The organism is Micromonospora sp. IBHARD003, assembly GCF_056106285.1.
The window spans coordinates 7,276,815-7,302,450 of the sequence record NZ_JBWBBX010000001.1; the positions used below are offsets into that span (position 1 = coordinate 7,276,815).

Genomic DNA, 25,636 nt, shown 5'->3' on the forward strand with positions numbered 1-25,636 from the left:
ACGCCGTCATCAACGCTGTCACTTCCACGACGCATGCGCGAGTCTCCCCGCCGAGGCGAGTCATCGGGACGCCACACCGGGGCAGGGCCACCCGGTCGGACGCCGTGCCGATGCGGCCACCGGGCGGGATTCGCCAGGTCAGCCCAGGTCGAAGACGTTCCGCAGGCCCAGTCGGTAGCGCGCGCGGTCGTGCCGCTTGAGGTGCTCGAGCTCGGGTGCGCGGAACAGCGGTGTGATCGTGCACCGCGCGGACGGGGAGCCGATGCGGTCGAGGAGCGCGTTGACGGCGGCGCGGGCTGACGCGTTGGCACCCTCCATCGTGGCGAGGTCGATGTCGACGGCGACATAGTCCCCGCACAGGAACAGGTTCGGCACCGCCGTCGCCGCCGAGGGGCGGTTGTGGAAGGTACCGACAGGGTGGATGAGCAACTCGTCGTCGTTCGTCGGATGCGGCGTGCCGAGACCGTCCACCCCCGGATCCAGGAACCAGGAGTGCAGGGCGCTGTCCTTGAGGACCGTACGGCCGGTGTCGTTCAGCGCCGCCTTCAGCTGGGCCCACACCTCGCGGGCGACCTGCTCACGGGTGCACTGTTTGGCCGTCTTCCCGTACAGGATGCCCGGCCTGTCCCACTCGGAGATGTCCACGGAGACGCAGTCGACCGCGACACCGTCGCCGTAGTCCCGTGGGAAGTCCCGGTCCGGCCAGTGCTCCGCCTGCTGAATGGCCGTCAGGGACCAGGGGGAGTCGATGCAGTTGAGATGGCCGTGCAGCAGGGGCGCCTTCTCCGTGAGATAGAACTGGATACCGGTCATCCAGTCCGTCTCCAGCAGGTCGCACCGCCCCAGTTGGGGATCCGCGGCCCGCAGCGCAGCGCTCCAGGTGCGCCGGGCGTGCTCGACCGGAATGGCCGAGAAGTAGTGGTCGGCGGTGACGGACCGGCGTACGCCGTCCGGATCCTCCATCACGGCCCCGGTGATCCGTCCCGGCGCGTACGCGAGCTCGCGCAGCGTCCAGCCGATCCTGAACTCCACGCCGAGCGAACGCAGATGAGCGACCCAGGGATCTATCCACGCCTCATTGGTGGGGGCGTTGAGGATGCGGTCGAGCGGCCCGTCCGCGCCGCGGCCCACGGCGTTGAAGAAGAAGGCCTCGAGGAGCGAGGCGACGGTGCGCGTGCTGGCCTCCTCGGCCTTGGTCGCCACGATGTTGCGGGTCAGTCCGACGGCGAGGATGCGCTGGTAGTCGTACGACATCTCCTCGGCCCGGATGAAGTCCCACCAGGGTGTGCGCTCCCAACTGCCGTTGCGTCGTTCGTCGCAGCTGGTGAGGAACACCAGACCGCGGTTGACGAAGTACGCCGCCTCGTGCAGCGGGATGCCGAACGCGGTGTCGAAGAAGGCGGTGAGAGCACGGCGGATCTCGTCGAGCGTGAGCTCGGCCGGACGGTGGCCGGGCCAGGGGAGGGGGATGCGGAGGTCCTCACGGCCCGTGCGGGCGAAGGACATCTCGGGCGGTGCGACGAGGTTGTCCCGGACGCCATGCGCGTTGCCGGGGAAGGGGATGCGCCGCATCGTGTCCGGCAGGTTGTGGTAGATGCCCGGGATGAAGCGGAAGCCGTGCTCGGCGGGCAGGGCACGGCGCCCGCCCTTCCCGCTGTCCGGGACGTCCATGCTCCTGGCCTTGCCTCCCAGCGCCCTGCGCTCGTACACCGTCACACGTAAGCCGCGTTCGGCCAGTTCGTGCGCGGCGGTGAGCCCGGCGACCCCGCCGCCCAAGACGGCGACGGAGGCGGGGGCCGAGGGCGTGCGGGGGGCGGCGGCCGCCGCACCGCCCCCCGAGACGAGAGCGGCGGCGGACCCGGCCGCCGCTGCTCCTGCGATGAAGGTGCGCCGTGTGCTTCCCGACCGATCCATGCCAGCCCCTACTCCGCGGTAACCGTCACGTCCGCCGCAGGAGCATACGGACGGCACCCGTGGCCCGGAAGCACGCTGCGGGCCCATTCACTCAGCGCGACCCGGCACACGACACAATGGGGCCATGCCCCGACGCACCACCCGCCCCGCAGACACCTCCCTCACCGCCGATGCGCCGTGCCCCTGCGGGCTGCCCGCCTCGTACGGCGCCTGCTGCGGACGGTTCCACAGCGGCCGGTCCGCCGCCCCGACCGCCGAACTGCTGATGCGCTCCCGCTACAGCGCCTTCGTCGTACGCGACGAGGGCTATCTGCTGCGCACCTGGCACCCCACCACCCGCCCGGCGTCCGTGGACTTCGACCCCGCGATGCGCTGGAGCGGTCTGGACGTCCTGGACACGGCCGACGGCAGCATGTTCCACACCACCGGATCGGTGACCTTCGCCGCCCGCTACACGCACGGCGGTGAGGCGGGAACACTGCGCGAACGCAGCCGGTTCGAGCGCTACGACGGCGACTGGGCGTATGTGGACGGCACCTTCGAGGACTAACTGTTCTGTCCCGCATGGTGCGCCGGGTCAGACGCTCGTCGTCGACCCCGGCCTCACGATCATCAGCACGGTGACCGTGGCCCACAGCAGATTGAACATTCCGGTGTACATGGCCAGCCGCCTGGTGTCCGCCGGCTGTGCCGGTCCCTCCAGGATCGTGCTCTGCCGTGGCAGCACCAGCGCCGCGAGCACGGCGGCGGCGACGGCGGTCAGCACCATCGAAACGATCAGCCAGGTGTCACCGAGCACACCGAGGCTGTTGGCCGTGGCGATGCCGAAGACGGGCACGACGACGCCGACGACCGCGTACACCCGGCAGATCCGGTGCAGATTGCGCAGTACGGCCTGACCGCGCTCGTCGTCCGGCTCGGCGAGGACATGGCGGGCCGCCACGGGGAACATGCTGGCGGCGACGGTGACCGGCCCGATCGCGATGATCGCGGCCAGCACATGCACGATGAGGAGGATCTTGGTCACGGGTTGACGCTAGCGACGGGCAGCCCGGACACGACAGTGGCGGGAATGCCAATCGTCAACGGATTCTCGCCAGGACTGCGCCCTGCGGGGTGTCCGGTCGTCGTGCCTGCTCACCACCGTTGGCGAGAATCCGGCGACCGCCTACGTTATGGCCATGCACACCGTGGCCGTACTCGCCCTCGACGGCGTCATCCCCTTCGACCTGTCCACTCCGGTCGAGGCGTTCGGCCGGGCCCGGCTGCCCGACGGCCGCGCCGCCTACCGGGTACGGGTCTGCGCCCCGGCCCCCGAGGTGGACGCCTGCGACTTCACGCTCCGTGCGCGCTGGGGACTGGAAGCGCTCGCAGACGCGGACACGATCATCCTGCCGGGCTGCGCCGACCCGGGAACCGCCGTCTCCGCGGAGGTGACGCATGCCCTGCGCACTGCCGCCGCGAACGGTACCCGCATCGCCTCGATCTGCGTCGGCGCCTTCGTCTTCGCGGCGACCGGACTCCTCGACGGGCTGCGGGCCACCACCCACTGGCTCGGAGCGGCCCAACTCGCCCGGATGTACCCGGGGATCGACGTGGACCCGGACGTGCTCTACGTCGACAACGGCCAGTTCCTGACCTCGGCCGGTGCCGCGGCCGGTCTCGACCTCTGTCTGCACATGATCCGCCGGGACCATGGCTCGGCGGTCGCCGCCGACTCCGCCCGCCTCGCCGTGATGCCCCTCGAACGCGAAGGCGGCCAGGCCCAGTTCATCGTCCACGAACAGCCCCCCGCCCCAGCCGGAGCGACGCTGGAGCCCCTGCTGCACTGGATGGAGGAGAACGCGGGGCGCGAACTCACACTCTCCGAGATCGCCGCCAGAGCCGGAACGAGCCCGCGCACGGTCAACCGCCGCTTCCGCGAACAGACGGGCACGACCCCGCTGCAGTGGCTCCACCGGGCCCGGATCAGGCAGGCCCAGCACCTTCTGGAGACCACCGGCCATCCGGTCGACCGCATCGCCGCCCGGGTCGGATTCGGTTCCCCGACCGCTTTCCGTGAACGGTTCAAGCGCCAGGTCGGCACCAGCCCACAGGCCTACCGCCGCGCCTTTCGCGGTGACGAGAACACGCCGCAGCGGCCTCAGAACCCGCGGCCGGGCCGCAGCACCAGCCCCGGGTTGTAGGCGGCCAGCACCTTGTTCGCCCTGGCCAGAGAGGCGAGGGCATGCTCACGGTCGGCCTGGTCCTCGGAGCAGAAAGGGGCGCGGAAACGGCGTGCCTCACGGGCCGCGCATTCGGCGTCGATCTCCGCCTGAAGGATGCCGAGCGGCATGCAGGACCCGATGAGGGCTGCGACTCCGTCGGGAATCGGGACGGGGACGAGGTTCGACGCGGTCACATGAGGTCCTTTGCTGAGTGGCGCCCGGGGTCGCCGGGCACGGGCATGGTCGCCCCTCTATACGTACCGGACGTGGTTAACCGTTCGTCCGCCGGGATGTCTTAGTGCTGCAACCGTTCGCGCCGTCCGTTGACTTCCCGACGCCGGATCAGAGGCCGATCGTGCCGCACCCCGGCTCGTTCCGGCTCATGAAGCCTGGTCAGCCGCGTCACGAGACCGCCTCGCGCGATCAGCCGGATCCGGACAGGACTTCCGCCAGGTCGTAGCGCACCGGCTCCTCCAGCTGGGCGTACGTACAGCCGTCCGGGGTGCGGTCGGGCCGCCAGCGCCGGAACTGGGCCGTATGGCGGAAGCGGTCGCCCTCCATATGGTCGTAGGCGACCTCCACGACCCGCTCCGGCCTGAGCGCGACCCACGACAGATCCTTCTTGCCCGACCAGCGGCTCGGTGCGCCCGGGAGCCTGGCCGACTCGTGTGCCGATTCGTCGGACCAGCGTGCCCAGGGATGCTCGGCCGCGTCCTCCAGCCGTAGCGGTTCCAGCTCCGCCACCAGCTCCTCACGCCGCTTCATCGAGAAGGCGGCGCAGACGCCGATGTGCTGCAGGACGCCGTTCGCGTCGTAGAGACCGAGCAGCAGCGAGCCGACGACCGGCCCGCTCTTGTGGTGGCGATAGCCGGCGACGACGACGTCCGCCGTGCGCTCGTGCTTGATCTTGTACATCAGCCGGGCGTCAGGACGGTAGGGAAGATCCAGCGGCTTGGCGATCACCCCGTCGAGCCCGGCGCCCTCGTACCGCTCGAACCACTCCTCCGCGACGTCCCTGTCCGTGGTGGCGGGCGCGAGGTGGACCGGGTCGCGCGCGTCGCGTAGCGCCTCCGCGAGCAGAGCACGGCGCTCCGCCAGCGGAGTGTCCAGCAGCGACCGGTCGCCTAGCGCCAGCAGATCGAACGCGACGAAACTCGCCGGCGTCGTCCCGGCGAGCATTCGCACCCGTGAGTCGGCCGGGTGGATGCGCTCGGTGAGCCGGTCGAAGTCCAGCCTGCCCCCGTACGCGATGACGATCTCGCCGTCCACGACGCACCGCTGCGGCAGATTGCCGCGCAGCGCGTCGACCAGCTCGGGGAAATAGCGGGTCAGAGGCTTCCCGGTGCGGCTGCCGATCACCACCTCGTCACCGTCCCGATGGACGATCGCGCGGAAGCCGTCCCACTTCGCCTCGTACTGCATCCCCGGCGGGATCCTGGCCACGGACTTGGCGAGCATCGGCTTCACGGGAGGCATCACCGGCAGATCCATGAGGAAATTGTCCGGTATGCGGCGATGGTCGGCACGACCTACGCTGGCGGGCATGGCCGGAGCGGTGGAACTGGAAGTGGGAGAGCGGACCGTCCGTGTGTCCAATCCGGACAAGGTGTATTTCCCCGAGCGCGGCTACACCAAGCTGGACATGGTCCGGTACTACCTGGCCGTGGGCGACGGCATCACCCGTGCGCTGCGGAACCGCCCGACCACCCTCGAGCGCTACCCGGAAGGGGTGAACGGGGAGTCCTTCTTCCAGAAGCGGGCTCCCAAGTACCTCCCCGACTGGATCCCCACGGCCCACATCACCTTCCCCAGCGGCCGCTCCGCCGACGAGATGTGTCCGACGGAGCCCGCGGCCGTGGTGTGGGCGGCGAACCTCGGGGCCGTCACCTTCCACCCGTGGCCGGTACGCCGTGACGACACCGACCACCCCGACGAACTGCGCATCGACCTCGACCCCCAGCCGGGCACCGACTACGCCGACGCCGTTCGTGCCGCCCATGAGCTGCGCGCCGTCCTGGACGAGCAGGGGCTGCGCGGCTGGCCCAAGACCTCCGGCGGCCGCGGACTGCACGTCTTCGTCCCGATCGAACCGCGCTGGACCTTCACCCAGGTGCGGCGGGCCGCGATCGCCTGCGGACGCGAGCTGGAACGCCGTATGCCGGACCGGGTGACCATCAAGTGGTGGAAGGAGGAGCGCGGTGAGCGGATCTTCGTCGACTACAACCAGACGGCCCGCGACCGCACCATCGCCTCCGCCTACTCCGTGCGTCCCCGCCCGAACGCGCCGGTCTCCGCGCCGCTGCGCTGGGAGGAGATCGACGACGCCGAACCGGCGGACTTCGACATCATGACCATGCCCGCCCGGTACGCCGAAGTCGGCGACGTCCACGACGACATGGACGACCACCGCTTCAGCCTGGAGAGCCTGCTGGAACTGGCACGCCGCGACGAGGCCGAGCACGGCCTGGGCGATCTCCCGTATCCGCCCGAGTATCCGAAGATGCCGGGCGAACCGAAGCGGGTGCAGCCGAGCAGAGCCAAGCGCGAGGACTGAACGGGCACTGCCCGGCAACGAAACGGGCACTGCCGGCATGAACGGGCCCTGCCCGGCTGCGGTCCCGCGGACGCGGCGTGCCGCTCAGCGCCCGTACGTCTGCCGGCACAGGGCCGTCAGCGAGGGGTCGGCGAGCCTGGCGGAGTCGTTGCACAGGCTCCGCATGTCGTAGCCGGACGGGGGCAACGGGCGGCCTCCGCGCTGCGGCGCGTTCGTCCGCGGCGACCGCCCCCTGACCGGAACCCGGCGTGGCGGTGCGGGCTGCCCCGCCCGCCGGACCGGGGCGCGCTCCTGCACCGCACGCCCCGATGCACCCGCGTCCGCCCCGTCCGGGCCCCGGCGCTGACGACCGACCTGGTCCGCCGTCTCCTGCTCGTCCGCGGTCTGTTCTCGCTCCGGCGCCGTGCTCGCGAGTTCCTCGTGCATCGACGGGCGAACCGGCGAAGGAGCCGTGGGCGCCGGAGGCGCCGGCACGCCTGCCGCCGGGGCGGTACTCGGCACGGGGGAGTGTGGCGGACCGGGCACGGAGACGCAGCCGGTCGCGGTGAGAAGGGCGGCAAAGGTGACGGGGATGATCCGCAGACGCATGGGGCCAGCGTGCCGCAGCCGACCCGGCCCCGGGCGACGGCTCCCGGGGGGACCACCATGACGGGTGACCGGACGGTCTTGTCCGCCGTGACGGACGACCGGACCGGCAGGCACGCCGTGACGGCATGTGCCGGGCGCGCTCCGCCCGGCACTGCGTGCGCCGGGGCGGAATCGGGAGCAGACTCGGGAGGGGGGAATCCCGGAAGGTGACGCACCATGATCACGACCCCCTTCGTCACCGGCTCTCCCAACTGGATCGATCTCGGAACCCCCGACCTCGAAGGTGCCACCGCCTTCTACGGAGGCGTCTTCGGCTGGCGGTTCCAGTCGGCGGGGCCCCAGGCCGGCGGTTACGGCATGTTCCAGCTCGTCGGCAGGACCACGGCAGGTGTCATGACCGTGCCGCCCGAGCAGGGCGCGCCGGGCTGGAACATCTACTTCCAGTCACCCGACGCCGATGCCACGGCCGAGCGGGTGCGGGCCGGCGGAGGGGCCGTGGCGGCCGAGCCGATGGACGTCTTCGACCTGGGCCGCATGGCGGTCTTCGCCGACCCGGCCGGTGTCGCCTTCTCCACCTGGCAACCCGGCACCAACACGGGCCTGGGCATGGTGAACGAACCCGGCTCGCTGCGCTGGGCGGAGCTGTACACACCGGACACCGAGAGCGCGATGGCCTTCTACCGCTCGGTCTTCGGATGGGAGGAGTACGGCGTGCCCATCCCGGCCGGTGACACCTACACGACGGTGAACCCGGCGGGCGCGGGCCCGGACGGCATGTTCGCCGGCCTCGTCCCCCTGGAGGCCGACCCGGCCGAGGCGGCCGACGGCCCTTACTGGCTCCCCTACTTCGAAGTCGACGACACGGACGCGACCGTCTCGCAAGCCGAACAGCTCGGCGGTAAGGTCCGGTTGGCACCGCTCGATCTGGAGGACGTCGGCCGCATCGCGAAACTCGCGGACCCCTACGGGGCGCGCTTCGCGGTGATGACGAGCCTGCTGCCCGACGCGGCGTAGGACAGTACCTCGTTGATGATTCATTGACGTGGTGTTTATCGCCGCCGGGCAACGTGTGCGGCATGCCGATCAACACCACGACGACCGCCACCATCACCAGCATCGACGACGAACTCGCCTGGCAGGAAACGGCCCTGTGCGCCCAAGTCGGTCCCGAGCTGTTCTTCCCCGCTCCGGGCTCCTCCACACACGAGGCCAAGCGACTCTGCCGCGCCTGCGAGGGACGGGTCGCGTGCCTGGAGTACGCACTCGCGAACGACGAGCGGTTCGGGGTGTGGGGCGGGCTGTCGGAGAAGGAGCGGGGGAGGCTGCGGCGCGGTCAGAACCAGTGACGCAGGTAACGCCCGTTCCTGGCGAGCTCGGCACGCTCGGCGACCTCGCCGGCGGACGGAAGCTCCACCCGGGCCGACGCGGGCCGAATGCCTTACGTCTTCCGGGTGGTGGGATAACCGGATGCTGACGGTCGGTGTGGCTCATTACGATCGACGAGCATGACCGACCGGATCACGGACGACGAGCTGGCGGCGTTCCGCCGCATCGTCGGGCGACTGCGCGAGCTGCCCCTGGACGACCCCCTGCGGATGCATGGCGAGGAACTCGCCGCGACGTTCGCGCGGGAGAGCCGCAACAAGCGGCGCAAGGCCCGTCGTCAGAAGCGCTCGGACGCCGATGCCGCGCTCACCGCGGCCACCGCGACGGGAGCCCTCGACCGCCGGGAGGACGCCGCGCTGGCCATGCGGACGGGGAGCCCGGGGGAGTTCCTGAAACCGAGGCACTGCTACGTCTGCAAAACGCTGTATCGACAAGCCGATGCCTTCTATCACCGCCTGTGCCCGCGCTGCGCCCGTGACAACGCGACCCGTCGCAGCCTGCGTACCGACCTGTGGGGCCGCCGGGTGCTGCTCACCGGTGGCCGGGTGAAGATCGGCTTCCAGCTGGCGCTGATGATGCTCCGCGACGGCGCCGAACTGATCGTGACCCAGCCGCTTCCCGCAGGACACGCTGCGCCGCTTCCATGCGGCCGAGGGCAGTGAGCAGTGGCGGGGGCGGCTGACCGTGGCCGCGGTCGATCTGCGCGACCCGCGCCAGGTGATCGGGCTGTGCGAGCTGCTGCGTACGGACGGCAGGCCCCTGGACATCCTCGTCAACAACGCGGCGCAGACGATACGCAGGCCCGCCGAGTCCTACGCCCTGCTCGCCGCGGGAGAAGGGGACACGGTGCCGGCGGGTGTGCTCGCCGCGCCCGGGTACGCGACGACGACCGCCGTCGGCGGATCGTCGTCCGGCTCCCTGGAGCTGGTGCTTCCGGCCGCCGACGAGGCCGGACTTCTGCCGGACACGTCCCCGGCCAACTCGTGGTCCGCGCGCATCGGCGAGCTCGACCCGGCGGAGCTCCTCGAGGCGCAGCTCGTCAACGCCGTGGCGCCGGCGTTGCTCTGCGACCGGTTGCTCCCGCTGCTCCTCGCCTCACCGCGCCCCCGCCGCTACATCGTCAACGTATCCGCGGTCGAGGGCCGGTTCGCCGTGCGGAACAAGACGGGCGGGCATCCGCACACCAACATGGCCAAGGCCGCCCTGAACATGCTGACCCGCACGAGTGCCCAGGAGCTCGCCGCGCAGGGGGTCCACATGTGCAGTGTGGACACCGGCTGGATCACGGACGAGAACCCCGCCCCGCGCAAGGCACGCATCGCGGCGGCCGGCACCCGCACGCCGCTCGACATCGTCGACGGTGCGGCGCGGGTGTACGACCCGATCGTGCGGGGCGAGGCGGGGGCCCCGGTGTCCGGGGTGTTCCTGAAGGACTACCGCGAGGCCGCCTGGTGACATCCGCACCGGGCGGCCCCGGAAGCCGCGCGGCGGGCGCGGCGGCGCGTCAGCCCGCGGCGCGCGCCGCCATCCGCGCCTTGCGCGCGGCGAGCTTCTCGTCGAACTTGGCGGCCTCGGCGTCCAGGCCGCCCATGTAGAGGCCCAGTTCCTCCTGGGCCTTCTGGCCCTCGGGGCCGAGGCCGTCGATCTCCATCACCTTCAGGAACCGCAGCACGGGCTGCAGTACGTCGTCGTGGTGGATGCGCATGTTGTAGATCTCGCCGATCGCCATCTGGGCGGCGGCCCGCTCGAAGCCCGGCATGCCGTGCCCGGGCATCCGGAAGTTGACCACGACGTCACGCACGGCCTGCATCGTCAGATCAGGAGCGAGCTCGAAGGAGGCGCCCAGCAGGTTCCGGTAGAAGACCATGTGCAGGTTCTCGTCGGTGGCGATACGCGCCAGCATCCGGTCACACACCGGGTCGCCCGACTGGTGGCCGGTGTTGCGGTGCGAGATGCGCGTGGCCAGCTCCTGGAAGGCGACGTACGCCACGGAGTGCAGCATCGAGTGGCGGTTGTCCGACTCGAAGCCCTCGGACATGTGGGACATCCGGAACTGCTCCAGCTTGTCCGGATCGACCGCGCGTGACGCGAGGAGATAGTCCCGCATCACGATGCCGTGCCGGCCCTCCTCGGCGGTCCAGCGGTGCACCCACGTGCCCCAGGCGCCGTCGCGGCCGAAGAGCGTGGCGATCTCGTGGTGGTAGCTCGGCAGGTTGTCCTCGGTGAGGAGGTTCACCACGAGCGCGATCTTGCCTATGTCGGTGACCTTCGACTGCGCGGGCTCCCAGGGCTCGCCGTCCTCGAAGAACCCGGGGAAGTTCCGCCCGTCCGTCCACGGGACGTACTCGTGCGGCATCCAGTCCTTGGCGATCTTGAGGTGCCGGTTGAGCTCCTTCTCCACCACCTCTTCCAGTGCGTACAGCAGCCGGGCGTCCGTCCACGCTTCCGAACTGCCGAGATGGGGAGAGGTGATCGTCACGGGTGCTCCTGGGGACGCGGAGAGTGCTCGGGGGTGTGAGCGTCGGCGAAGCCGCAGCCCGCCCCGTCCGGATGAGGGAACGGGAGGCTTACCTACGGCTTCGTAGGTTACGAAACCGTAGGTTAAGCACACGGTCGGCCACCGGCCAAGCCCGTGTCCGTTATGTTCTGATACAGCAGGTCAGGCGTGCAGGTCACGCAGCCGTACCGAGAGGCAGGTCACGCATCCCTCGAGCTTTTCGAACTCGCTGATGTCCACCAGAACCGGGTCGTAGCCAAGATCGGCGAACAATTCGGCGGTTTTGGGGGCACTCGCGGCCATCAGTAGTTTGTCACCGCCGAGCAGGACCACATGCGCTCCTGACTCCTCCGGCACCGGCATGAACCGCGGATAGAGGGAGCGCTGCTCCACCAGAGGTTCGTAACCGATCACGGTTCCGTCCGGCAGCGCCGTCACCGCCGACTTCAGATGGAGCACCTTCGTCACTGGCACGGCGACCACATGCGCCCCGAGGGGTTCGAAGGCCGCCCGAAGCTGCTGCACTCCCGCGGCGTTGGTCCGGCCGCCGCGCCCCACGTAGATCGTCTCGCCGATCTTGAGCACATCGCCGCCGTCGAGGGTGCCCGGCTCCCACACCCAGTTCACCGAGCAGCCGAGCCTGGCCAGAGTCTCCTCGACCGCCGTCGTCTCGGCCCTGCGTGACTCGGCCCCGGACCGGGCGACGAGGGCCACGTTCCGGAACATCACCACGGTGTCCTCGACGAACACCCCGTCGGGACAGTCGTCGGCGGCTTCGGTCTCGACGGTCTCCCAGCCATGCGTACGTAGCGCGTCCGCATAGGCCTCCCACTGGGCGAGCGCCGCCGCCGCGTCGACGGGGCGGCGCTCGACATGGGTGACCAGTCCCTCCGCCAGGCGCGGGCTCGGGCGTCGGATCATGGCTTTTCTGCTCGGCACGGACTCTCCTGCACGGGCTCGGGGGATGACTCGCCCATCATTAGCCGCACCTGACCGCTCCCGTAAAGACCCGCACGGGGTGCGGGCACCTCCGCCACAGCGCCCGGAGGACCTGCACAGGGCCGTTGCACCGGATGCCTCCCCACGCTCATGTCACATCAGTGGGCTTCCAGCGCCTCCCACGCCGCCTCCCCGGTCGTCGGGCGCAGCTCGCCGTCGAGCAGCAGCCAGCGGGTGATCCCCACGGACTGCAGGAACCGCAGATCGTGACTCGCCACGATCAGCGCCCCCTCGTACGCCTCCAGGGCCGCCGTCAGGCTTCTCACGCTCGCCATGTCCAGGTTGTTCGTCGGCTCGTCGAGCATGAGCAGCTGCGGGGCGGGCTCCGCGAGCAGCAGCGCCGCCAGTGCCGCCCGGAAGCGTTCGCCGCCCGACAGGGTTCCGGCGGCGCGGTCCGCCCGCGTCCCTTTGAACAGGAACCGCGCGAGCCGTGCCCGGATCGCGTTGTCGGTCGCCGCCGGGGCGTACCGGGCCGCGTTCCCGGCGACGCTCAGGCTGTCGTCGAGCACATCCAGCCGCTGCGGGAGGAAGCGCCAGGGCACCTGCGTCCCCACCTCGCCGGCGACGGGTGCGAGCTGTCCGGCGATCGTGCGCAGCAGGGTCGTCTTGCCGGCGCCGTTGCGCCCGACCAGGGCGATACGCTCCGGGCCGCGGATCTCGAACTCGCCCACGACCCGGGCTCCGCACGCCAGCTCCACATCGGACAGCCGCAGTACGTCCCGTCCCGGATGCACCTTGGTGTACGGCAGCTCGACGCGGATCTCCTCGTCGTCGCGCACCGCCTCCACCGCTTCGGCGAGCCGCTCCCTGGCCCCGTCGAGCTTCTCGGTGTGCATGATGCGGTGCTTGCCCGCCGACACCTGGGCCTCCCGTTTGCGCGCCCCCATCACGATCTTGGGTTCGCGTTTGTTCTCGTACATCTTCCGGCCGTAGCGCTTGCGGCGGGCCAGCTTGACCTGGGCGTCGGCCAGTTCGCGCTTCTGGCGCTGCACATCGGCCTCCGCGACGCGCACCATCCGCTCGGCGGCCTGCTGTTCCACGGCCAGGGCCTCCTCGTAGTCCGAGTAGGCCCCGCCGTACCAGGTGACCGCGCCGTCGCGCAGATCGGCGATCTGGTCGACCCGTTCGAGCAGTTCACGGTCATGGCTGACCACGACCATCACACCGGACCAGTTCTCCACCGCCTCGTAGAGCCGCCCGCGGGCGTACAGGTCCAGATTGTTGGTGGGCTCGTCGAGCAGCAGGACGTCGGGCCGCGCCAGCAGCAGGGCGGCCAGACGCAGCAGGACGCTCTCGCCGCCGGACAGCTCACCGATGGTGTGGTCGAGCTCTACGTGCCCGAGCCCCAGGTGATCGAGTGTGGCCCGCGTCCGTTCCTCCACGTCCCAGTCGTCGCCGACGGCCGTGAAGTGCTCCTCTCGGACATCGCCCGCCTCGATGGCGTGCAGGGCGGACCGGGTGGCGGCGATCCCCAGCGCCCTGTCGACGCTCAGCGCCGTGTCGAGCACCAGGTTCTGCGGGAGGTATCCGACCTCGCCCGCCACACGTACGGCGCCGTCGGTGGGCGTGAGTTCACCGGCGATCAGCCGGAGCAGCGTGGACTTGCCCGAGCCGTTGAGACCGATCAGACCGGTCCGGCCCGGACCGACCGCGAGCTGGAAGTCGTCGAGGACCGCGGTGCCGTCGGGCCAGGCGAAGGAGAGCGAGGTGCAGGTGACGGAAGTGGGAAAGGTAGACATACGGGTCTCCCTGTTGCGTGGGAATGGATGAGCAACGGGTGAGACACCGGTCGGGACAGCGGTCAGGCCCTGGTCCGGAGGAACGGGACGGCTCGTACGCCGAGGTCGCACACGGGCACGCGGGCTGGAGCCGCGTCGCACGGTGTCTCAAGACCTCAGACGAGCAATGTCCTTCTCCGATCGGCGACAACAAGGGCGTTCACGAACGTACGCCCGGGCCGGACGGCGGGGCAACCGAATTAACGGCGCAGGAAGGGAGGCTCAGCGGGCGTCACGCAGCAGCGCGGCGAGGTCACCGTCGAGATCGAGAAAGAGGTACTCATTGCCCCGGGGCACCAGCCTGTCGATCCGCTTCAGGAAGACCCGCAGTTCGGAGGTGCGGATGTGCAGCATCGCGGTGCCCTCCGGGGCGTGGAACTCCACCACGGTCCGGTCGTATCCGTACGGCCGCACGCGTACGTCGCCCACGCCGGCCGGCTCGTCCATGCCGACGGCGAGAAGCTCGCGCGAGAACGCCCAGGACACCTCGGTGCCCTCCAGGGTCGCCGGGGCGGGAAACTCCATGGTGACCGCGAACGGATCCGCGGGGTCGTAGCGGAGGGTTGTGGGCACGGACTCCATCTTCGGTGCCGACGCGACCAGACGGGCCTGCACGGCCTGCTCGATGATGGTGGACAAAGCCCTGATCCTCTCGTCGTTGACGTGCGGCGTCTCCTCGCGAGCTGGAAGACGGCATTCGGACGAATTCCGTGCATCGATCGGCCAAAGTGGGCCGCGTGAGCTGCGTCACCGGCGGTGGTGACCGCGGAACCGGCCCGTACGGAGCCGTCCCCGGCCGGCCCGTAACGCCGCCCTTCCCATTCGAGGCGGTCTGGACCGGGTGCCGGTGGTCGACTACGTTCGCGCGCCATGACGTCACAGGGGAAGACGAGACGAACGATTTCCGTGGGACTGGGCGCGTTGGCGCTGGCGGCCGCCCTTGTCTCTCCGGCGCGGGCGGCGGACGAACCCGGCGCCGTGCACCGGCCCGGCGTACCGCACTGGGAACTCAAACCGACAGGCACCGAGGCGAGGTTCCGCGGACTGGCCGCGGTCGACCGGAACACCGCGTGGGCCGCGGGCTCGAAGGGCACCGTGCTGCGCACCGCGGACGGCGGCCGCAGCTGGCGGAACGTCTCTCCGCCCGGAGCGGGCGAGTTGGAGTTCCGCGACATCGAGGCCTTCGACCGGCGGCGGGCGGTGGTGCTGGCCATCGGCGAGGGTGAGGCCTCCCGGGTACTGCGTACCGACGACGGAGGCGCCACCTGGACCGAGGCTTTCCGCAACGCCGACCCGAAGGCGTTCTACGACTGCATCACCTTCTTCGACAGCCGCCACGGGCTGGCGATGAGCGATCCGGTCGACGGCGCGTACCGCATCCTGTCCACCGGCGACGGTGGACGGTCGTGGAAGGTGCTGCCCACCGCCGGGATGCCCCCCGCCCAGCCCGGCGAGGCCGGGTTCGCGGCGAGCGGCCAGTGTCTGGTGAGCGCGGGCCCGAGGGACGTCTGGCTGGCGACCGGCGGCGGGGCGACCGCACGTGTGCTGCACTCGTCCGACCGCGGACTGCACTGGACCGCTTCGGAGTCGACGATCCCCGCCGGGGACCCCGCGCGCGGCGTCTTCGCGCTGGCGTTCCGCGACCGCAGGCACGGTCTCGCCGTCGGCGGCGACTACCGGACCGGTCAGGCATCGCCGCAGGCCGGCGCGGTGAGCGGGGACGGCGGCCGCACCTGGCGACAGGCCGACACGCCGCCGCCCGCCTACCGTTCGGGAGTCGCCTGGCTTCCGCACAGCAGGTCCGCGGCCCTCGCCGTCGGTCCCACCGGCACCGACCTGACGACCGATGGCGGCCGCAGCTGGCGGACCGTCGACACCGGTTCGTTCGACACCGTCGACTGCACGTCCGACTTCGGGTGCTGGGCGGCGGGTGAGAAGGGCAGGGTCGCCCGACTGGAAGCCGGTGGCACATACGCGCGATAGCCCGGCACGGAGGGACGGGCGGGCCCGGGCCCCGGCGGTGCCCGGACGGACACTCCCAGCGGGCCGGACGGCTTAGGGGGTTTCTGATGGGTCTCCGTGGAGGAAGGAGCGGCGTCCGGTGCGTGCTCTCGGAGTGCCGGTTGGAAGCCCTCGTACTGGATGTACTTGGGCTTTCGGCAGGTGCGGTGAGAGTGAGTGCCGGGCGTCGCGACGCCGCGGAGATCCGTCAGAAGCCCCCTAAGTCCCTTGCCGGGGCGGGACACGGCTGTTCGGCCCAGATGACCTTGCCCTCGGGGGTGTATCGGGTGCCCCAGCGGTCGGCGAACTGGGCGACGAGGAACAGGCCCCGCCCGCCTTCGTCCGTGGCGGCCGCGTAGCGTAGATGGGGGGCGGTGCTGCTGCCGTCGGACACCTCGCAGATCAGCGCTCGATCGAGGATCAGCCGCACGCCGATCGGACCGTTGGCGTAGCGGAGCGCATTGGTGATCAGCTCGCTGAGGATCAGCCCGGTGGTGAAGCCGGCTTCCTCCAGATCCCATGCGGCCAGCTGACCGGCGACGACGGCACGTATGTGTCCTACGGCCTCGGGGTCGCGCGGCACGTCCCAGCGGGCGACGTGATCCCGTGGCAGCGCGCGAGTCCGGGCGACGAGCAGGGCGATGTCGTCACTCGGGCGAGAGGGCATGAGGGCCTGCACCACCGCGTCGCACGTCTCTTCCGGCGCTCCCGCGAAGTTGCCCAGGGTCCCGCACAGGATGTCGAGACAGCTGCCTATGTCCCGCTCCCGGTTCCAGATGAGGCCGTCCGTGTAAAGGGCCAGCGTGCTGCCTTCCGGCAGATCCAGATCGGCCGCTTCGAAGGGCAGACCGCCCAGGCCGAACGGCGGACCGGCGGGCAGCTCGAGCAACTCGACGGTGCCGTCGGGGCGGACGAGCGCAGGCAGGGGATGGCCTGCGCGTGCCATGGTGCAGCGGCGCTCGATCGGGTCGTAGACGGCATACAGGCAGGTGGCGCCGACGATCTCGTCAGCGGTGTCCGCCGCCGGTTCGCGCCGGTCGATGAGGGAGGCGAGTTCGTCGAGACGTGCCAGAAGCTCCTCGGGTGGCAGGTCCAGAGCGGAGAAGTTGTGGACAGCGGTGCGCAGACGGCCCATGGTCGCGGCTGCGTGCAGTCCTTGGCCGACCACATCCCCCACCACCAGGGCAACTCGCGCACCTGGCAGGGGAATCACGTCGAACCAGTCACCGCCGACCCCGGCCTGTGCGGGCAGATAGCGGTAGGCGACTTCGAGGCCGCTCTGCTCGGGCAGGTCCCGTGGCAGCAGACTGCGCTGCAGTGTCACGGCCATGGCGTGTTCCCTGGTGTAGCGGCGGGCGTTGTCGATGCAGAGCGCGGCCCGGGCAACCAGTTCTTCGGCCAGGGACACATCGTCCACCTCGAAGGGTTCCGGCTTCTGGGAGCGCCAGAAGCTCGCGACCCCGAGGACCACACCTCTGGCGCACAGCGGGGCCGAGATGAGTGAGTGGATTCCGTATTCGACGATGCGCTGGGCGCGCTCGGGATCCTGGGCGTGCCACCCGGGGGCGTTGCGGAGTTCGGGCTCGACAACAGCTCGCCCGATGGTCAGGCCCTTCACCTGCGGTGTGGAGGAGGCGAACCTGATCAGTTCGTCCGTGGGGTAGAGCGGATGGTCGTCGCGGACGCCGGTGGTGGCGGTACGGCGCAGCTCCGGCTCCGTACCCGTCGGCTCCTCGCCGAGCAGTACGGACTCTGCCAGGTCCACCGTGACGAAGTCGGCGAACTCCGGCACCGCCGCCTCGGCCAGCTCCTCGGCAGTCCGGGTCACTTCGAGGGTGGTGCCGATGCTCACACTGGCGTCGTACAGCACTCTCAGGCGGCTCCGCGCTGCCTCCACCGTGCCGGACAGCAGCCGAAGCTCGGTCGAATCCCGCAGTGTGGCGACAGTGCCCGGGCCTCCGACGAAACGTTCGATTGGACGTTGATTGACCACCAGCAGTCGGCTTCCCACCGGGTGCACCTCGTCGACGGCCTCTCGGCCTGACGTGAGCAGCTCAGTGGTGAGCGGGGTGAGTCCGAGGTCGTCCACGCGCCGGCCCTCGGAATCCGGGTCGAGGCCGAGCAGGCGTTGTGCCTCGTCGTTGGCAAGCAGCAGCCGGCCCTGCTGGTCGACGATGAGGACGCCTTCCCTCACCGAGTGCAGGACTGCGTCATGGTGCTCGTACATGCGCGTGATCTCGGTGGGGCCGAGGCCGCGGGTCTGGCGCCACAGCCGTCTGCTGAGCAGCGCCGCTCCGCTTGTGGTGACCGCCACCGCGGCAGCCGCGGCGCCGAGCACGACCGGCACCTGCTGCGTCACCACGCCGCCGACCTTGTCCATCGTGATCCCGGCAGACACCAGGCCCTCCACCGAGCCGCCGGGCCCCTTCACCGGAACCACGGCACGAACGGAGGGCCCGAGCGTGCCTTCGTACTTCTCCAGGACCGTCCCGCCGGCCTGCGCAGGAGCAATGGTGCCGACGAAGTGTTTCCCGATACGGTCCGGCTTGGGATGGGAGTAGCGGATTCCGTCCCGGGTCATGACAACGACGAAGTCGACGCCAGAGCGCTTCCTGGCCGCTTCGGCCCGCGGCTGCAGCACTGCGGAAGGGTTGGGGGAATGCAGAGCCTCCACGATCCCCGGGGCCTCGGCAAAGCTCTCGGCGACAGCGAGTGAGCGGTCTTCGGCCTCCCGTCGGCTGTCTCGCTGGGCGTCCAGCACCAGCGCGATGACGGCGGCGGCGGACAGCAGCAGAATCAGCGCAACCTGCAGTACGAACATCTGGCCGACGACACTGCGCATGCCCAGCGTCGAACGCATCCCCCCGCTGCGGGCGCCCACGGATTCGTCGCCGGACGAGGAATCCGGCAAAGATCTTCTGCGGCGGAAAAATCCGCTCATAGATCCTTTGTACTACTGCGGCATGGCCGAGTCCCATGTTTCCGGGGCTTCCTCTCGACGGGCGAGCTCCGCGGGACCCCAGCGCTTGTCCACGGCGTTCGCCGAGAGTTTCGAGGCATCACACCTGCCTCGGCCATGGAGAGCGATGAGTGGAGCCTCAAGCTCCGGCAAGGCACGCTGAAGGCATGCGGCCGATACTTCGCTCGTCTCCTCGACCGGGGGCGGGTGGTCGTGGCCGGATCCTCTTCCTTCTTCTGAAGGGGTTGCCGTTCTCGATCGCCCTGGCCGTGCTGGTCATCGAGCTCACGCCGGCCCATTTCATCTACACGGGCCCCCTCCTCACCGCGATGCCGGCGCTGGCCGCGGTGACGATGGGCCCCAAAGGCACACTCTCGGCGACGGCTCTCGCGCTGGCGGTCAGCGTGACCACCGCGACCTACAACCATGCCTGGGGCACACTGCAGGTCTATACCAATTTCCTGGCTCTCGCCCTGGTGTCCGTGGCCGGCTTCGTCATGAGCAGTGCCGTGCAGACGCGCACGCGGAGCGAACTTGATCAGGTCCGCCGGATCGCCGTGGCGGCACAGGAAGTCGTGCTGCGCACCGTACCGGCGCAACTGGGCCCGGTGCGGGCGGCCAGCCTCTGCCTCGCCGCCGGGACGGGGGCGCTGGTCGGCGGTGACCTGTACGAGGCGGTGCAGACCCGGTACGGCGTCCGGATGATCGTGGGGGACGTCCGCGGCAAGGGGCTCACGGCCATGCGCGCGGTCGCCGTCGTGCTCGGCACGTTCCGGGTGGTCGCATACGACGAGGACGACCTGGCGGAGGTCATGAACCAATGCTCGGCAGCGCTGCGACGGGAGGTGGCCGTGCCGGGTGCGTACGACGAGGAAGTTCTGATGGAGGGGTTCATCACCGCCCTGCTGGCCCAGGTGCCGGACGAACCCGTGGTGCACGTCGTCAACCGTGGCCATCCGCCTCCGCTGGTGCTGCACCAGGGCAGCGTCCGGACGCTGGTCCCCGCCTCGCCACTGCCGCCTCTGGGCCTGGAGGACCTCGTCACCGGACCCCCCGCCGAGGCCGACGTCTATCCGTTCGTGGCAGGCGACCGTCTGCTGCTGTACACCGACGGCGTGATCGAGGCCCGCAACCGTGACAACGACTTCTTCGCCCTGCCCGAGACCGTCCAGGGGATCCGCGGCGACGTCACCCCGCCGAAGTTCCTGGAAGAACTCCACCAGGCGTTGATCCGCCACACCGATGGACACTTGACGGACGATGTGGCGATGATCCTCGCCGACCGGCACGACGGGGGGCCCGTGGCGCCGACCGGGTGGGACCAGGGGGACAGGCCCCTTCCGGAGCACCCGTGACCGAACCGCTGCGACAAACGCCATTGCCGTACCGGCTCTCGAACGCGGCCTATCCGGGCAGCTGTTGGCGGTACGGCTCGAGCCCCGGTGCCGTCTTCGTCGCGTAGAACTCCGTGATGCGGTACTCGCCCACGCCGCCGGTGATGAAGGGATCGGTCCGCGTCATCTCCTCGATGTGCGCGCGGTCGTCTCCGACGGCCAGCAGCACGCCGCCGTCACGAGGGTTCTTGCGTCCGGACGCGATGACGACACCCTGCTGGTACAGGTCGTCCAGCCAGGCCACGTGTGCGGCGAGGAGTGCGTCGACCCGCTCGATCGGGGAGGTGTAGGTCAATTCCAGTACGAACATGATCGGCAGGGTAGCGGGCGAGGGCGTCCTCCGGATCGGGCGAGCTCCACACGGTCCAGACGAAGACCCTAGGCTGGACTCCATCATGACCACCCTCAGGACACCCGCCGACGAGACCGAAGCCCGTGCCGTCCAGGACGAACTGCGTGCGCGGGTCGTCCTCGACGAGCCCGGGCCACCACCCGGCACCGGCCTCGTCACCGGAGTCGACGTGGCCTACGACGACGACCGCGACATCGTCGTGGCGGCAGCGGTGGTGCTCGACGCCCGCACGCTCGACGTGGTCGAGGAGGTCACCGCGCAGGGACGGGTGGACTTCCCCTACGTACCCGGGTTGCTCGCCTTCCGGGAGATCCCGACCGTGCTCGCCGCGCTCGAGTCGCTGCGCAGCGCCCCAGGGCTGGTCGTGTGCGACGGCTACGGCCGCGCCCACCCCCGCCGCTTCGGGCTGGCCAGCCATCTCGGCGTGCTGACGGACCTCCCGGTGATCGGGGTCGCCAAGAACCCGTTCACCTTCACGTACGAGCCCCCGGGCGATCGGCGCCGCGACGCCTCACCGCTGCTCGCGGACGACGGCGAGGAGGTCGGCCGGGCGCTGCGCACCCAGGACGGCGTCAAGCCGGTCTACGTCTCGGTCGGCCACCGCGTGTCCCTCGACAACGCCTGCGCCCATACGCTCGCCCTGGCGCCGGACTTCCGCCTCCCGGAGTCGACACGACGGGCGGACGCGCTGTGCCGCCGTGCCTTGCGTGAGGCGACGGCCTGAACGATCCGCAGACCGCAGACCGCAGCCTCGCCGCCCCCGAAGCCCGGATCCGCCCGCGGTGCACGGGACGGCCCGGGGGAGCGTTTCCTACCCGGCGTGTGCGACGCGGAAGGCGATTCCCGCCGCACGCAGTCGCTCCGTCAGTGCGTCGCCCATCGCGACGGCCGTGGTGACCTGGCCGGCGCTCGGCGGCAGTGTGTCGAACGCAAGGCTGAGCGCCGACTCGGCGAGCATCTTCGCCGTCTCGCCATAGCCCGGATCCCCGCCCGAGACCTCGGTGAAGACGCGGCGCCCGCCTCCCTCGCCCACGAAGCGGACCCGGAACCAGCTCTGCTCACGCTGCTCAGCGCTCGGCCCCCGGCCCGGTTCGTAGCGGTCCATCAGCCAGGAGCGAGCGGGCGGCAGCTGGGCGAGCACGGCGAGGGTGCCGAGTGCGGCCGTTCCGCCGATCGCCATGGGCAGCGTCTTGACCGAGGCGTAGTGCCGGTACCGGAAGTCGGGGCCGTACCGTGCCAGCTGCCGCGCCGACCGCGCCACGATCTGCGGGTCCAGTGTGGGCAGCGGAAGCGCCCAGGCGCCGGTCTCCTTGCTGAACCGGGGTGTGGCGAACGGCGCCACCGCCCGGCGAGCCACCATCCGGGGTTCGTGCAGCCGCCGCTCCCGTGCGGCCCGCAGGGCTTGTCGCTGCCGCCCCATCGCGGTGACGGCGGAGGCGAACGTGCCGCCGGAGATCAGTCCGCCCGCGCGGACGAAGCCGTCGACCCGCAGCGGTACGTCCTCGGGCAACTGCCGGACCGTGAAGTACGCGCCCAGATCATGCGGAACGGAGTCGAAGCCGCAGGCGTGCACGATCCGGGCACCCGTCTCACGGGCCCGGGCGTCGTGCCGTACGAACACCGTGTCCACGAACTCGGGCTCGCCCGTGAGGTCGGCGTAGTCCGTCCCCGCCTCGGCACAGGCGGCCACCAGGGGTTCGCCGTACCAGACGTACGGGCCCACCGTCGTGGCCACCACATGGGTGGACTCGGCCAGCTCACGCAGCGCGTCCGGGTCCGAGGCGTCGGCGACGATCAGCGGCAGGTCCGCGCAGGCGGGATCGACCGCTGTGAGCCGCTCGCGCAGCTGCTCCAGCCTGGGGCGGCTGCGCCCGGCGACGGCCCAGCGGCAGTTCTGCGGCGCACACGCGGCGAGATACTCCGCCGTCAGCGCGCCGACGAAGCCGGTGGCTCCGTAGAGCACGACGTCGTACGGCCGCTCCGGTCCGTTCTGCCTGTTCACCCTGACCCCTTCAGCTGCTCCAGGCCTCGTCCGGCCGGTCCGGCCAGGACGGTCGGCCGGACACGGGGTCGTGCCCCGAGCCGGTGCCGATGGGCGAGGCTAGCGTGAGTCGTGCACATCCGTGCGACCGGGAGGACGAGATGGCGGCAGCGTCGAAGGCGACCCTGGCGAAATGGGAGAGGGTGCGGTTTTTTGCCCGGGCCGTGACCGCTGAACCGCACGGGCAGCGGTATCGGAGCGGCTCCCGTGCGGGCGCTGCGGATCCCGGTGGCTTCGGCGCCGCTTGCTCCCGCCGCGGGTCCTCCGGTCGCCGTCGCCCCGGACGGTCCCCTCGCTGCCCGAGCACGACACCACCAGTGCCGCCGTCGGTGCGATGAGCGCTGCGACAGCCGCGCGACGGGGTATACGAACGACGATTCCGTCCTCCCCGCGGCGTCGGCGGACTCGTACCGCGACGGAGCGACAACCAAGCGCTTGCTCGCCTCAAGGGCTTGTGCGGAGTGGAACACGTTCTTAACATCATTGATGTTACATCAGTTGTGTCACATCGCTGGGGGCTTGATGACAGCCACAGGGAACGGCCCGGCGGGCGGTCCGCTGGCAGGGGTGCGCGTGGTCGAACTGGCAGGTATCGGGCCTGGTCCGTTCGCCGCGATGCTGCTCGCCGACCTCGGCGCGGATGTCGTGCGGGTCGACCGCCCCGGCGGTGCCGGACTCTCCATCGACCCGGCCTACGACCTCACCAACCGGAACAAAAGGTCCGTGCTGATCGACCTCAAGGCCGACGGCGGGTCCGAGCGGGTGCTCGATCTGGTCGAGCGCGCGGACGTACTGATCGAGGGCTACCGTCCAGGGGTCGCCGAGCGGCTCGGTGTCGGCCCCGAGGACTGCCACGCCCGCAACCCCCGGCTGGTCTACGGCCGGATGACCGGCTGGGGCCAGCAAGGCCCGCTCGCCCAGCGCGCCGGCCATGACATCGCGTACATCGCCGTCACCGGCACACTCGGCATGATCGGCAAACCGGACGAGGCGCCCGCCGTGCCGGCCAACCTCGTCGGCGACTACGCGGGTGGTTCGCTCTACCTCGTCATCGGCGTGCTCGCCGCACTGCAGCACGCCCGCACCCCCGGCGGCACCGGACAAGTGGTGGACGCGGCGATCGTCGACGGTGCCGCCCATCTCGCGACCATGATCCACGGGATGATGGCGGCGGGCGGCTGGCAGGACCGCCGGGGGAGCAACCTCCTCGACGGCGGCTGCCCCTTCTACGGGAACTACGAGACGGCGGACGGCGAGTACATGGCCGTCGGCGCGCTGGAGCAGCAGTTCTACGACGAGTTCATCGCCCTGCTCGGCCTCACGGGCCAGGTACCGGCCCGCAAGGACTTCGCCCGCTGGGACGAGCTGCGTACCGCCGTCGCCGACCGCTTCCGCACCAGGACGCGTGACGAGTGGACCAAGGTCTTCGAGGGCTCCGACGCCTGTGTCGCGCCCGTGCTCTCCCTGCGCGAGGCGCCGGCCCATCCGCATCTGGCGGCCCGCGGCACCTTCACCGAGCACGGCGGCATCACCCAGCCCGCGCCCGCGCCCCGGTTCTCCGCCACCCCGGGGGCCGTACACCGCCCGCCCGCCCAGCCGGGCGCGGACGCCGAGGAGGTCGCACGCGACTGGGACGTCCCAAGCGTCCTGCGACGGGACGGGGACCACTGATGGAACAGAGCATTCCGAACATTCCGGGAGTGCCGGCGGACCGCGCCGGCCGTGAGGGGGCACAGCGATGAAGCGGCAGATCTTCGGCGCCGAGCACGAGGCGTTCCGCGAGACGGTCCGCACCTTCCTCGCCAAGGAGGTGCTGCCGCACTACGACCAGTGGGAGCAGGACGGCATCGTCTCGCGCGAGGCCTGGCTGGCCGCGGGCAGGCAGGGACTGCTCGGTCCGGCCGTGCCCGAGGAGTACGGGGGCGGCGGGACCCCGGACTTCCGCTACAGCGCCGTACTCGCGGAGGAGTTCACCCGGGCCGGCGCCGCCGGGCTCGCACTCGGCCTCCACAACGACATCATCGGCCCCTACCTCACCTCGCTCGGCACCGAGGAGCAGAAGCGGCGCTGGCTGCCCGGCTTCTGCAGCGGCGAGATCATCACGGCCATCGCCATGACCGAGCCGGGCGCGGGCTCCGATCTGCAGGGGATCCGCACCACCGCCGAGGACCGCGGTGACCACTGGCTGCTCAACGGCTCGAAGACGTTCATCTCCAACGGGATCCTCGCCGACCTGGTGATCGTCGTGGCGAAGACGACCCCGGAAGGCGGGGCGAAGGGGCTGTCGCTGCTCGTCGTCGAGCGCGATACGGAAGGCTTCGAACGGGGCCGCAACCTCGACAAGATCGGGCAGAAGGCACAGGACACGGCGGAGCTGTTCTTCACCGACGTACGCGTGCCGAAGGAGAACCTGCTCGGAGAGCTCAACGGCGCCTTCGTCCATCTGATGACCAACCTCGCCCAGGAGCGGCTGAACATCGCCGTCGCAGGGATCGCCGCCGCCGAGCATCTGCTGGAGATCACCACGCAGTATGTGAAGGAGCGCGAGGCCTTCGGCCGTCCGCTGGCCAAGCTCCAGCACATCCGCTTCGAGATCGCGGAGATGGCCACCGAATGCGCCGTGACCCGCACGTTCATCGACCGTTGCATCGTCGACCACACGAACGGTGAGCTCGACGCCGTACACGCGTCGATGGCCAAGTGGTGGGCCACCGAGCTGCAGAAGCGGGTCGCCGACCGCTGCCTCCAGTTGCACGGCGGATACGGCTATATGACCGAGTACCGCGTCGCGAAGGCGTTCACGGACGGCCGCATCCAGACCATCTACGGTGGCACCACCGAGATCATGAAGGAGATCATCGGCCGCTCCCTGCTGGCCTGAGGGCTGTCCCGTGATCCCGATCCCGATCGCGCTCCCCGCCCCCGACCCACACCACCCCCGACCGCTCCTCCCTCATCCGTGATGC

General features: G+C 70.5%; 24 protein-coding genes. 12 read left to right on the plus strand and 12 right to left on the minus strand.

Annotated features, from left to right (window positions below):
• Positions 1-138: 138 nt before the first annotated feature.
• Positions 139-1,914, minus strand: coding sequence for a hydroxysqualene dehydroxylase (locus tag ACTWOL_RS31915; protein ID WP_474300327.1), 1,776 nt, complete (start codon positions 1,912-1,914; stop codon positions 139-141).
• 124 nt (positions 1,915-2,038) lie between these two features.
• On the opposite strand from ACTWOL_RS31915, the gene ACTWOL_RS31920 reads away from it, so the two are divergent.
• Positions 2,039-2,464, plus strand: coding sequence for a YchJ family protein (locus ACTWOL_RS31920; RefSeq protein ID WP_474300328.1), 426 nt, complete (start codon positions 2,039-2,041; stop codon positions 2,462-2,464).
• 27 nt (positions 2,465-2,491) lie between these two features.
• On the opposite strand, the gene ACTWOL_RS31925 is transcribed toward ACTWOL_RS31920, so the two are convergent.
• Complete coding sequence (locus tag ACTWOL_RS31925; RefSeq protein WP_474300329.1) at positions 2,492-2,941, minus strand: hypothetical protein; 450 nt, start codon at positions 2,939-2,941, stop codon at positions 2,492-2,494.
• A gap of 154 nt (positions 2,942-3,095) precedes the next feature.
• Between ACTWOL_RS31925 and ACTWOL_RS31930 the strand changes: the two genes are divergently transcribed.
• Complete coding sequence (locus tag ACTWOL_RS31930; RefSeq protein ID WP_474300330.1) at positions 3,096-4,100, plus strand: GlxA family transcriptional regulator; 1,005 nt, start codon at positions 3,096-3,098, stop codon at positions 4,098-4,100.
• On the opposite strand, the gene ACTWOL_RS31935 is transcribed toward ACTWOL_RS31930, so the two are convergent.
• Complete coding sequence (locus ACTWOL_RS31935) at positions 4,058-4,315, minus strand: hypothetical protein (RefSeq protein ID WP_474300331.1); 258 nt, start codon at positions 4,313-4,315, stop codon at positions 4,058-4,060. The genes ACTWOL_RS31930 and ACTWOL_RS31935 overlap by 43 nt on opposite strands.
• A 229-nt stretch (positions 4,316-4,544) precedes the next feature.
• Positions 4,545-5,612: an ATP-dependent DNA ligase gene (locus ACTWOL_RS31940; protein WP_474300332.1), complete on the minus strand. Its 1,068-nt coding sequence runs from the start codon at positions 5,610-5,612 to the stop codon at positions 4,545-4,547.
• Between the two features lie 52 nt (positions 5,613-5,664).
• On the opposite strand from ACTWOL_RS31940, the gene ligD reads away from it, so the two are divergent.
• Entirely contained in the window at positions 5,665-6,675 is a 1,011-nt protein-coding gene (ligD, locus tag ACTWOL_RS31945; RefSeq protein ID WP_474300333.1) for a non-homologous end-joining DNA ligase, read from the plus strand.
• Positions 6,676-6,759: 84 nt separating this feature from the next.
• Here the strand turns inward: ligD and ACTWOL_RS31950 are convergent, their stop codons facing one another.
• Positions 6,760-7,263 (minus strand): hypothetical protein, encoded by a 504-nt coding sequence (locus ACTWOL_RS31950; RefSeq protein WP_474300334.1) that lies wholly within the window; start codon positions 7,261-7,263, stop codon positions 6,760-6,762.
• Positions 7,264-7,479: 216 nt separating this feature from the next.
• Here ACTWOL_RS31950 and ACTWOL_RS31955 point away from each other — a divergent pair, with 216 nt between their 5' ends.
• From ACTWOL_RS31955 to ACTWOL_RS31970, 4 genes are all read left to right on the plus strand, one after another.
• Positions 7,480-8,277 carry a VOC family protein gene (locus ACTWOL_RS31955; protein WP_474300335.1) on the plus strand — a complete coding sequence of 266 codons (798 nt, stop codon included), beginning with the start codon at positions 7,480-7,482 and terminating at the stop codon, positions 8,275-8,277.
• A gap of 62 nt (positions 8,278-8,339) precedes the next feature.
• Positions 8,340-8,609 carry a WhiB family transcriptional regulator gene (locus tag ACTWOL_RS31960; RefSeq protein WP_474300336.1) on the plus strand — a complete coding sequence of 90 codons (270 nt, stop codon included), beginning with the start codon at positions 8,340-8,342 and terminating at the stop codon, positions 8,607-8,609.
• A 159-nt stretch (positions 8,610-8,768) separates the two neighbouring features.
• Positions 8,769-9,311 (plus strand): hypothetical protein, encoded by a 543-nt coding sequence (locus tag ACTWOL_RS31965; protein ID WP_474300337.1) that lies wholly within the window; start codon positions 8,769-8,771, stop codon positions 9,309-9,311.
• A gap of 22 nt (positions 9,312-9,333) precedes the next feature.
• A complete protein-coding gene (locus ACTWOL_RS31970; protein WP_474300338.1) occupies positions 9,334-10,104 on the plus strand; it encodes an SDR family oxidoreductase in 771 nt (256 codons plus the stop codon).
• Positions 10,105-10,153: 49 nt separating this feature from the next.
• On the opposite strand, the gene ACTWOL_RS31975 is transcribed toward ACTWOL_RS31970, so the two are convergent.
• The 4 genes from ACTWOL_RS31975 to ssgD all read right to left on the minus strand — a co-directional run bounded on the left by ACTWOL_RS31975 (position 10,154) and on the right by ssgD (position 14,562).
• A complete protein-coding gene (locus ACTWOL_RS31975) occupies positions 10,154-11,128 on the minus strand; it encodes an acyl-ACP desaturase (RefSeq protein ID WP_474300339.1) in 975 nt (324 codons plus the stop codon).
• A gap of 180 nt (positions 11,129-11,308) precedes the next feature.
• Positions 11,309-12,067 (minus strand): dimethylargininase, encoded by a 759-nt coding sequence (gene ddaH / locus ACTWOL_RS31980; protein WP_474300340.1) that lies wholly within the window; start codon positions 12,065-12,067, stop codon positions 11,309-11,311.
• 176 nt (positions 12,068-12,243) lie between these two features.
• Entirely contained in the window at positions 12,244-13,884 is a 1,641-nt protein-coding gene (locus ACTWOL_RS31985) for an ABC-F family ATP-binding cassette domain-containing protein (protein WP_474300341.1), read from the minus strand.
• A gap of 261 nt (positions 13,885-14,145) precedes the next feature.
• Entirely contained in the window at positions 14,146-14,562 is a 417-nt protein-coding gene (gene ssgD / locus ACTWOL_RS31990) for a spore wall synthesis regulator SsgD (RefSeq protein ID WP_474300342.1), read from the minus strand.
• A 231-nt stretch (positions 14,563-14,793) separates the two neighbouring features.
• Between ssgD and ACTWOL_RS31995 the strand changes: the two genes are divergently transcribed.
• On the plus strand, positions 14,794-15,906 hold the full coding sequence (locus tag ACTWOL_RS31995; protein WP_474300343.1) for a WD40/YVTN/BNR-like repeat-containing protein: 1,113 nt from the start codon (positions 14,794-14,796) through the stop codon (positions 15,904-15,906).
• Between the two features lie 226 nt (positions 15,907-16,132).
• Here the strand turns inward: ACTWOL_RS31995 and ACTWOL_RS32000 are convergent, their stop codons facing one another.
• Positions 16,133-18,865 (minus strand): SpoIIE family protein phosphatase, encoded by a 2,733-nt coding sequence (locus ACTWOL_RS32000; protein ID WP_474300344.1) that lies wholly within the window; start codon positions 18,863-18,865, stop codon positions 16,133-16,135.
• A gap of 185 nt (positions 18,866-19,050) precedes the next feature.
• On the opposite strand from ACTWOL_RS32000, the gene ACTWOL_RS32005 reads away from it, so the two are divergent.
• The gene (locus ACTWOL_RS32005; protein ID WP_474300345.1) at positions 19,051-20,238 is read left to right on the plus strand and encodes a PP2C family protein-serine/threonine phosphatase; all 1,188 of its coding nucleotides are present in this window, start codon (positions 19,051-19,053) and stop codon (positions 20,236-20,238) included.
• 49 nt (positions 20,239-20,287) lie between these two features.
• On the opposite strand, the gene ACTWOL_RS32010 is transcribed toward ACTWOL_RS32005, so the two are convergent.
• Complete coding sequence (locus tag ACTWOL_RS32010) at positions 20,288-20,587, minus strand: YciI family protein (RefSeq protein ID WP_474300346.1); 300 nt, start codon at positions 20,585-20,587, stop codon at positions 20,288-20,290.
• An 85-nt stretch (positions 20,588-20,672) separates the two neighbouring features.
• Between ACTWOL_RS32010 and ACTWOL_RS32015 the strand changes: the two genes are divergently transcribed.
• Positions 20,673-21,353, plus strand: coding sequence for an endonuclease V (locus tag ACTWOL_RS32015; protein ID WP_474300347.1), 681 nt, complete (start codon positions 20,673-20,675; stop codon positions 21,351-21,353).
• Between the two features lie 87 nt (positions 21,354-21,440).
• Here ACTWOL_RS32015 and ACTWOL_RS32020 read toward each other — a convergent pair whose 3' ends face one another.
• A complete protein-coding gene (locus tag ACTWOL_RS32020; RefSeq protein ID WP_474300348.1) occupies positions 21,441-22,631 on the minus strand; it encodes a saccharopine dehydrogenase family protein in 1,191 nt (396 codons plus the stop codon).
• A gap of 561 nt (positions 22,632-23,192) precedes the next feature.
• On the opposite strand from ACTWOL_RS32020, the gene ACTWOL_RS32025 reads away from it, so the two are divergent.
• Complete coding sequence (locus ACTWOL_RS32025) at positions 23,193-24,341, plus strand: CaiB/BaiF CoA transferase family protein (protein ID WP_474300349.1); 1,149 nt, start codon at positions 23,193-23,195, stop codon at positions 24,339-24,341.
• Between the two features lie 67 nt (positions 24,342-24,408).
• Complete coding sequence (locus ACTWOL_RS32030; protein ID WP_474300350.1) at positions 24,409-25,551, plus strand: acyl-CoA dehydrogenase family protein; 1,143 nt, start codon at positions 24,409-24,411, stop codon at positions 25,549-25,551.
• Positions 25,552-25,636: the final 85 nt, after the last annotated feature.

What these genes read in the sequence shown, in the direction of transcription:
- ACTWOL_RS32030 (WP_474300350.1), top strand. Translation starts at nt 24,409, where the DNA reads ATGAAGCGGCAGATCTTCGGCGCCGAGCACGAGGCGTTCCGCGAGACG.
- ACTWOL_RS31965 (WP_474300337.1), top strand. Translation starts at nt 8,769, where the DNA reads ATGACCGACCGGATCACGGACGACGAGCTGGCGGCGTTCCGCCGCATC.
- ACTWOL_RS31915 (WP_474300327.1), bottom strand. Translation starts at nt 1,914, where the DNA reads ATGGATCGGTCGGGAAGCACACGGCGCACCTTCATCGCAGGAGCAGCG.
- ACTWOL_RS32025 (WP_474300349.1), top strand. Translation starts at nt 23,193, where the DNA reads ATGACAGCCACAGGGAACGGCCCGGCGGGCGGTCCGCTGGCAGGGGTG.
- ACTWOL_RS32005 (WP_474300345.1), top strand. Translation starts at nt 19,051, where the DNA reads ATGCGGCCGATACTTCGCTCGTCTCCTCGACCGGGGGCGGGTGGTCGT.
- ACTWOL_RS31950 (WP_474300334.1), bottom strand. Translation starts at nt 7,263, where the DNA reads ATGCGTCTGCGGATCATCCCCGTCACCTTTGCCGCCCTTCTCACCGCG.
- ACTWOL_RS31995 (WP_474300343.1), top strand. Translation starts at nt 14,794, where the DNA reads ATGACGTCACAGGGGAAGACGAGACGAACGATTTCCGTGGGACTGGGC.
- ACTWOL_RS32015 (WP_474300347.1), top strand. Translation starts at nt 20,673, where the DNA reads ATGACCACCCTCAGGACACCCGCCGACGAGACCGAAGCCCGTGCCGTC.
- ACTWOL_RS32000 (WP_474300344.1), bottom strand. Translation starts at nt 18,865, where the DNA reads ATGAGCGGATTTTTCCGCCGCAGAAGATCTTTGCCGGATTCCTCGTCC.
- ACTWOL_RS31960 (WP_474300336.1), top strand. Translation starts at nt 8,340, where the DNA reads ATGCCGATCAACACCACGACGACCGCCACCATCACCAGCATCGACGAC.
- ACTWOL_RS31955 (WP_474300335.1), top strand. Translation starts at nt 7,480, where the DNA reads ATGATCACGACCCCCTTCGTCACCGGCTCTCCCAACTGGATCGATCTC.
- ACTWOL_RS31930 (WP_474300330.1), top strand. Translation starts at nt 3,096, where the DNA reads ATGCACACCGTGGCCGTACTCGCCCTCGACGGCGTCATCCCCTTCGAC.
- ligD (WP_474300333.1), top strand. Translation starts at nt 5,665, where the DNA reads ATGGCCGGAGCGGTGGAACTGGAAGTGGGAGAGCGGACCGTCCGTGTG.
- ddaH (WP_474300340.1), bottom strand. Translation starts at nt 12,067, where the DNA reads ATGATCCGACGCCCGAGCCCGCGCCTGGCGGAGGGACTGGTCACCCAT.
- ACTWOL_RS31920 (WP_474300328.1), top strand. Translation starts at nt 2,039, where the DNA reads ATGCCCCGACGCACCACCCGCCCCGCAGACACCTCCCTCACCGCCGAT.
- ACTWOL_RS32010 (WP_474300346.1), bottom strand. Translation starts at nt 20,587, where the DNA reads ATGTTCGTACTGGAATTGACCTACACCTCCCCGATCGAGCGGGTCGAC.
- ACTWOL_RS31985 (WP_474300341.1), bottom strand. Translation starts at nt 13,884, where the DNA reads ATGTCTACCTTTCCCACTTCCGTCACCTGCACCTCGCTCTCCTTCGCC.
- ACTWOL_RS31940 (WP_474300332.1), bottom strand. Translation starts at nt 5,612, where the DNA reads ATGGATCTGCCGGTGATGCCTCCCGTGAAGCCGATGCTCGCCAAGTCC.